Here is a 7708-nt window from a genome sequence, read left to right as displayed (position 1 = left end):
CTATTTAAACAAACCGTCGTCGTTCCAGAAATCGTCGCCGTTGGCAAAGAATTGACCGTCACGACCGCACTGCCATTTTGTAATTGGCTACAACTTGTCGAAGAACTTTCTGAGACGCTTAATAAAGTATAGGTAAATACACCCGCCGTTGTCGTTGGTACCGAAACCGTAACGCTGTTACCACTGCTCGTTTTCACCATCTGAGGTTCACCGTCGCCAATTTTGTAGGTAAACGTATAAGGCGCCGTCGCTCCTGCTCCCGTAAAGGTGACCGATGGCGAACTAGCATTCTGACACACCGTCGTTGTGCCTGAAATCGTCGCCGTCGGCAGCGGATTTACCGTCACCGTAGCCGTCGAAGAAAATGCTGGCGCACAAACCCCGCTTTGAACCACCGCCCGGTAATAGGTCGTTTGGGTCAAATTGGTCGCTGTAAATCTAATCGTAGTGTTGGTAATATCGGTTGCGCTCGCAAAATCAGACGTCAGCGATGATTGCCATTTTTGAATCGCGCCAGTTTGGCTAAATAACATCAAGGCTGTCGAGTTTGTCCCCGAACATACCGTGGCCGAACCTGGGATGTTACCACCTACTGTCACTGGGTCAACCGTTACCGTGGCTGTGGCAGAGAAAGCTGGCGCACAAACACCACTTTGAACCACCGCTCGGTAATAGGTCGTTTGCGTTAAGTTCGTAGCCGTAAAGGTAGTCGTTGTATTAGCGATGTTAGTTGCATTCATAAAATCAGACGTCAATGACAACTGCCAAGTTTGAATGTCTCCCACTTGATTTGACAACGTTAACACCGTCGAATTTGTCCCCGAACAAACCGTGGCCGAACCCGAAATAGCCCCGCCTACGTTAATAGGGTCAACTTTGACCATGCCATAAGCAGAGAAAGCAGCCGCACAAACCCCGCTTTGAACCACCGCTCGATAATAGGTCGTTTGGGTCAAATTGGTCGCCGTAAAGCCCGTAGTCGTATTCGCAATATCGGTCGCAACTGCAAAATCAGACGTTAGCGATGATTGCCATTTTTGAATCGCGCCTACTTGGTTTGACAACGTCAAGGCTGTCGAGTTTGTCCCCGAACACACCGTGGCAGAACCTGCTATTGCCCCCCCAATATTGACAGGGTCAACCGTTACCGTGGCCGTCGCAGAGAAGGCTGGCGCACAAACACCACTTTGAATTACTGCTCGGTAATAAGTCGTTTGCGTTAAGTTACTTGCCGTAAAGCCAGTAGTCGTATTCGCAATATCAGTCGCAGTCGCAAAATCAGACGTCAACGATGACTGCCATTTTTGAATCGCACCTACTTGGTTTAACAAGGTTAAAGCCGTCGAATTTGTCCCCGAACATACCGTGGTCGAGCCTGCGATGCTACCACCTATTGTCACTGGGTCAACCGTCACCGTGGCCGTCGCAGAGAAAGCAGCCGCACACACACCACTTTGAACTACCGCTCGGTAATAGGTCGTTTGCGTTAAATTAGTCGCCGTAAAGCTAGTGGTTGTATTGACAATATCGGTCGCGCTCGCAAAATCAGACGTCAACGATGACTGCCATTTTTGAATCGTACCTACTTGGTTTGACAAGGTTAAGGCTGTCGAGTTTGTCCCTGCGCAAACCGTAACCGAACCAGCAATGGTTCCTCCTACGTTGGCAGGATCAACCGTCACGGTTGCCATAGCAGAAATTGCCGTGGCACAAACACCACTTTGAACCACCGCTCGGTAATAGGTCGTTTGCGTTAAGTTCGTAGCTGTTAGGCTAGTCGTCGTGTTGGTAATATCGGTCGCAGCCGCAAAGTCAGACGTCAACGATGACTGCCATTTTTGAACACTTCCCACTTGGTTTGACAACGTCAAAACTGTCGAGTTTGTCCCTGTACAAACCGTAGCCGAACCAGAAATAGCACCTCCAATGGTTAAAGGATTAACCGTTACTGTTGCCGTAGCAGAAAAGGCAGCAGCACACATCCCACTTTGTACCACTGCTCGGTAATAAGTCGTTTGCATTAAGTTCGTAGCTGTTAGGCTAGTCGTCGTGTTGGTAATATTGGTCACATTGGCAAAATCAGACGATGATGACGACTGCCATTTTTGCACCGTACCCACTTGGTTTGATAAAGTTAGCATTGTTGAATTTGTACCTGTACAAACTGCCTGCGCCCCTGCGACGCTACCACCTACCGAAACAGGAGTCACGGTAATAGTAACACTAGCTTCGGCTGAACAACCGTCTGAATTTGAAACCGTAACGGAATATGTACCTGAAGTAGTAGCATTAATAACTGACGAATTTCCTCCCGTACTCCACACATACTGAGTACCTCCAGAGGCAGTTAAGGTCGCAGTCTCACCCGCACAAATCGTACCGTCATTGGGAGTACCCGAGTTTTCGGTTATCGCAATCGCCGCTGGCGTCGTACATTTTTCTCCACCACCGCTACCCCCTAAGAGAGACGTCGCTTGGTATTCTGCATAATAATCGCCGCGTAAGGTGCTTCCTAACACCCAATTACTGGTAGAGGCCGTCGAACCATTCCTCAAAATAGTAGCCGTTGGAATATCCGCAACCCGCGCATGAGCTGCCCCACTGGTAGCATGGTAGAAAAACATGCGGTTGGCTCCTGTCAAAGCAGGTTGGTTTCTCGAAATCAATTCGGTATTTACATTATTATAATCAAGTGATCGGAAGTAATACCGTACACCTACACTAGAGTTCGGCTGCGTAGTTGGGGTTACGTTCCAGCTCCGTGACATGAATACCGCCCCGTTAGGGTTGGTAATAAACCCGCTTCCGTTGGTGGCAAAATAAACATTTTTCGAGTCTTTAAATGACACCCCGTTTTCAGGAACGCTAGCGCCTGTACCACCCAATTTCAACGACAACAAACGCTTTCCGTTACAACTACAATAGTGCGTCCATCCCTCACTGTCGGTATGGGAGTTACTAGACGTATATGTTTGATCGGCATTTGGAAGCTGAGACTCGTCCGAACAATAAAACTTAATGTTGTTGTTTCCTACAAAATCATCCATGTTGACCGATGAAGCATCCGAATTATCGAAATTCTTGTGGCGAGTTCCGTGGTAGTGCTTAAACTCTAAATCAGCGTCAGGAACTGAAAGAGGATCTAAACCCAATTGAGCACTTGGCGAATCGGTACAACCATAATCCTCTAAGGCTTTCAACCACGCCAATTGGTCGCTTGTACGAAATGTGTTATACCAATGGGTATGGTTGCGGAACAAAGACTGGTCATAGAAAGCGGCATTGAGCATATCTGCAGTATGCAACCAAGGACGCGGAATCCCCGCAGCATCGTATAAACTAGACCATTTTTCTTCTTTATTAACCATCGAACTGTGACGATACCCAAGCCAGTAGCGTTGTACGTTATTGCTAGGCTCTACATGTAAGTAGTTGGGCGATGGATCAAATGTTTTACCTGGAAGCAGTCCACCTACTCCCAACAACTCATCTGCCTCTAACATTCTTCCACCATTGGCATATATTTCAGAGAAATTAATATTGGAGAAACGTCCTTTTAACCATTGGTAAATTTCTCGGGCTCGCCAGCCATCCCCCATGTGATAATCGTTACGGAACCCAGCAACGTCAGCTCCCGCTACGGGGTCGAGGGCCAGTACGTTGATAGTAGAGGCATTGTTTAATACCGTGCTAATCGTCCCGTTAAACTCATTAAATTGAGCATTACTTTCCAACGCTTTTTTTATACCATACAAAAACGAAGAAATCCCTACGGCCGACCCACGGCTATGGCCTGAAATGACAATACGGCTATATCCTTTTAGGTTGTAACGGCGCAATACCCGCATTACGTTGGCGGCAGCCGTGTAAGAATCTTCGTCTTCATAGCCAGCCCCTACACTACCATCATAGTCCATATCCACCCCAAAGAAATAGCGATACATACCTCCACCGAAGTTATCGTTTTTAAATACTCTTGCATTGGAATAAAACGTAGTTGGAAATGGATTTCCAGCATCAAATCCTGAGTATTGGTTTACCTCTTCGCCCTCTTGGTACCGCAGGTTGTCTTGGTTGTAGGAAGAATAATCTTTGTTATCTCCTCCTACTCCTTTGATAAAAACCATCTGGTCGGCATTGACCTTGGTCGCGAAGCGTTGCAGCTGAAACTCAAGAGATTTACCAGAACCATTGAAGTAAATCAGCAGTGTTTTGTCATTGCCTGGTAAGTTGTCGTCGGGGACTACTCGGAAGGAAGAAGTCCGATCATTTGCTCCTTCCACAAAGTTTACTGTACCTCTAAATTCAATCGGATAACCCACGTGATTGGCGTTGTTATAGGTAATCACCTTGTACCCTGGCGCAATCTCCATAGAGCTAACATTGTCATTACCAACCCCCGTAAATAAAGCATTGGTGTTATAATCACCACTTCCAAAGTGCTGAACCCGTCCTGTAAGGTTAGCGTCCGAATAAAACGTTACAAGTTTAGGCGCATCCAACAACTCCCACTCTAAACTCAAACCGTACCTTGCGCCATTCCCCGACCATTCAATATCCATAAAATTATACCCTAAATTCATATTGGAAGGGTCAATCGTTACCGTAGTGGAAGTAGAAGCGGGGTGGTCATCATCATTCGTAAGACAATCATCATTATAATCATTGTCTCCGCCACAGGCATCTTCTTCCCAAGCGTCAATATTCATCGTAAACTGAAGAGGGGAAGCCGCTGAGGTAGTTGAGAAACCGCTCGCCTGCATATATCGCCCGTCGTTGTTCATCCGCTGCCAACCGCAAGGCTTATCATCACCTACATTGATGGTCTGGGAAAAAGTAAGGCCACCAGTGGTGTTCACTTTGTAACGTGGATCAGGGTTTTCACCCGAGAAATCACAGCCGCCACCATTATCGTTAATCTTATAATAGCCTACGCGTAAATTATAAACATAATAGGTCGTGGCAGCAGCTCTTGCGCCATTTAACTTCTTTAGCCCCATCGGGAGTCCCCTGTTTAAAACCTGCGTAGCTGGAACATGTACGACTTTAATCACCTGATTAGGATTAATGTCATCCGTACCTTCTCTCGAAACATAGGTCACCGCTGCCGCCGCTGCCTTGCGGGCATTTTTTTGCGCTTCGTAGGCGGCATTTTGTGCCCCTGCAGCAAAGGCAACTTGGGTCGGCTGTCCCTCATTATCGACCCAACCCGTACTCGGCGGTCCTTGCTCGTTCCCCGCAGCTCGGTAGTACTGTGGCCCACCCGACAAGTTTTTGTCAGTATTTAACCACCAATTTCCCTTTCCGTCGTAGTTCACCTCATAATCGCCCGAGGTATGGGTGTAGCGAGGTTGTCCGAGTTTATTTACGCCATTCAGTACGTATTCACCGTTGACAATGGTGTGTACAGAACCCGAAAAAATAAACAATTTGGTGAGGTTTCCCTCGGTCGTAGGTGCACCTTGAGCGGTGGTCGTCGCCGAACTGGCTTGACTATCCCCCCTACTTTGGGCACGGGTGTCAATGGCGATGTAGCACGTCGCCAAGAGTAACATGTATAGATAACTTTTCATACGTGTAAGAAATTGATTTTAAAAATTGGGCAACAAGAAGCTATTCATCCAACACATGATGTGCTGATGAATTTCAGGATTTAGTTCTTAATTTTTTACCAATTAGGCATGGTTTTACCTACACCAAATTGATGCTTAGGTCTTTACAAGCCGAGTGACTTTTAAGTGCGTTATTAAAGGAGGGGCATCAATAAATTTTAGAAAATGCCTAGCGGAACGTTGAATTAAGTAGATTTTGTAACAGAGCTTCATAAGGATTTGACATTGGATTTGAAGCTGCAAATAAATAACAAAAAAATACGAAAAGATATAAGGGTTAACCCTTATTTTTTGGGATACTCCTATAGCACTTTGCAAACTATTTCGCAGACAAAATCCACCAACATATACCTATATATCAATAATTTACCTAAAAAAATACCACCATACAGCATGCTTTATATAAACTAACAGCTATATACATTTTGCATAAAATATAATAAAAATCGGCATATATTTTATTAAAAAAACAAAGGGAAGGGCTATTAACAACCCCTCCCCCTATCGCTTATTTCACTTTTACTACTTTCAATACTTGCTGTTTCCCAGCTGCATTTACCCGTAAGAAATACATTCCACTTGCCAACTCACTCACTTCAAATTCTTCAAGGTGTGAATTGCTTTCTGGGGTAAAATGACGGCTTAATACACTTCGCCCCGAGGCATCCGTCAACGTAGTTTGTACTAATTCTCCTTTCTTATCTTGCACTTGGAGGCGGAGAATGTTGGTGACTGGGTTGGGGAGGACAGCCAGCCCCCTAGCCCCCGATGGGGGAACAATTGCTGACTGCTGACCACTATCTGCTGTTCTCGCTGCGCCTACTCCTACCCCATCTTTCGACTGGATTCTGAACCAGTATTCTTGGTAGGCCAACACGTTGCCTTGCGGTTTGCGAGTCGATGGATAAATACTACCCCAGCCCTTCATGTCCCAGTAACGAATGCCTAATTTGTACAAACCTTTCGGTAACCCTGAATCATATACGTTACCGCCTGCGCCGTTGTCTTGGTAGAAACCATACGCAGGGTGATTCTGTCCGTACAATTCTGTCCAGCCTTCCCGGTTGGCATACATAAAGTAAGGCGCGTTATTCTCATGCGTGTTGAAGGAACGAGGCAAGCCCGTCTCGGGCGTTGCCAACATGTCAAACGTCAATGAACCGTTAGTTCCTAATCCACACGTCTCTACATTAACCGTCCAGTAGCGAGGTGCCATTTTGTTCACATTTTCTACGTAGTACAACGTCGGGTTTTGCTGCGTACTTTGTTCCAATTCTGGACCACCGTCACGCGTGATAAACTGGCTACTCCAAGCGTTGCGGTCGTTGACCTTCACCCCCGACTTACTTTCGCCAATGTTTATCAACGTCACTTCAAATGCCTTCCACGTCACTTCCTTAGCCGCACTTACTGCACTCTGACAACCATTTGAGGACACACAGCGAACCGAATAACTCTGCTTCGTCACGTTCGCAAAGGCCACCTTGAAACTTGACTCCGTCACACCTGTGTTCCACAAAGCGGTCGTTCCCGCTGGACAATTCGTAGAAACCGTCACTTCTGTGCCAGTACACGCAAGTTCTGAGCTCACATTCACCACGGGCGCTACATTCACAGGCACAATGGTAAAAGTTACCACGTTACTCTTCTCACTCAAACAACCGCCCGATGCCTGACAACGCGCATAGTACGACGTCGTTTCATTCGGCGTTTGACTTGGCAAAGTCGAGATGGCTACATCTGTAGCAGCATTGTACCACACTGTCGTCAATGTACCACAGTTGGCTGTACCACTGAATGATACTGACGTACCACAGCCATTAGTCACGTTCAAACTTGCCATTGGAACTTGTGATAAATTGGTAATCCGTAAGCGCATCACCCCTGACTCCGACTCAATACACGAGCTCGTCCCGTCTGATTTACGACAACGTACGCGGTAATTGTGGTACTGGCCATCCACCAACTGCGTCGGCACTGAACTGCTATAATCACCACCATCCACCGAATATAACAGCACTTCGTCCGTTCCGCAGGTCGCACTAAATGCGATTGCGTTCCCTTCCACATTACATATATCTTTGCTTTCACCCACT

At 46.6% G+C, this 7708-nt stretch carries 2 protein-coding genes; both read right to left on the bottom strand.

Going from position 1 to position 7708, the window contains the following annotated elements:
- Positions 1-5573 (bottom strand): DUF8696 domain-containing protein (locus K339_RS33180; RefSeq protein WP_037299900.1); only part of this gene is annotated, 5573 nt, incomplete at its 3' end.
- Between the two features lie 547 nt (positions 5574-6120).
- Positions 6121-7708: T9SS type A sorting domain-containing protein (locus K339_RS33175; RefSeq protein ID WP_037299897.1), on the bottom strand; the 1588-nt coding region annotated here is incomplete at its 5' end.

Origin of the sequence: Runella limosa DSM 17973, assembly GCF_000482465.1 — a bacterium.
In the GTDB taxonomy this organism is placed as follows: domain Bacteria; phylum Bacteroidota; class Bacteroidia; order Cytophagales; family Spirosomataceae; genus Runella; species Runella limosa.
The sequence above is the reverse complement of the archived record's forward strand: the minus strand, read 5'-3'. Positions and strand labels throughout refer to the sequence as shown.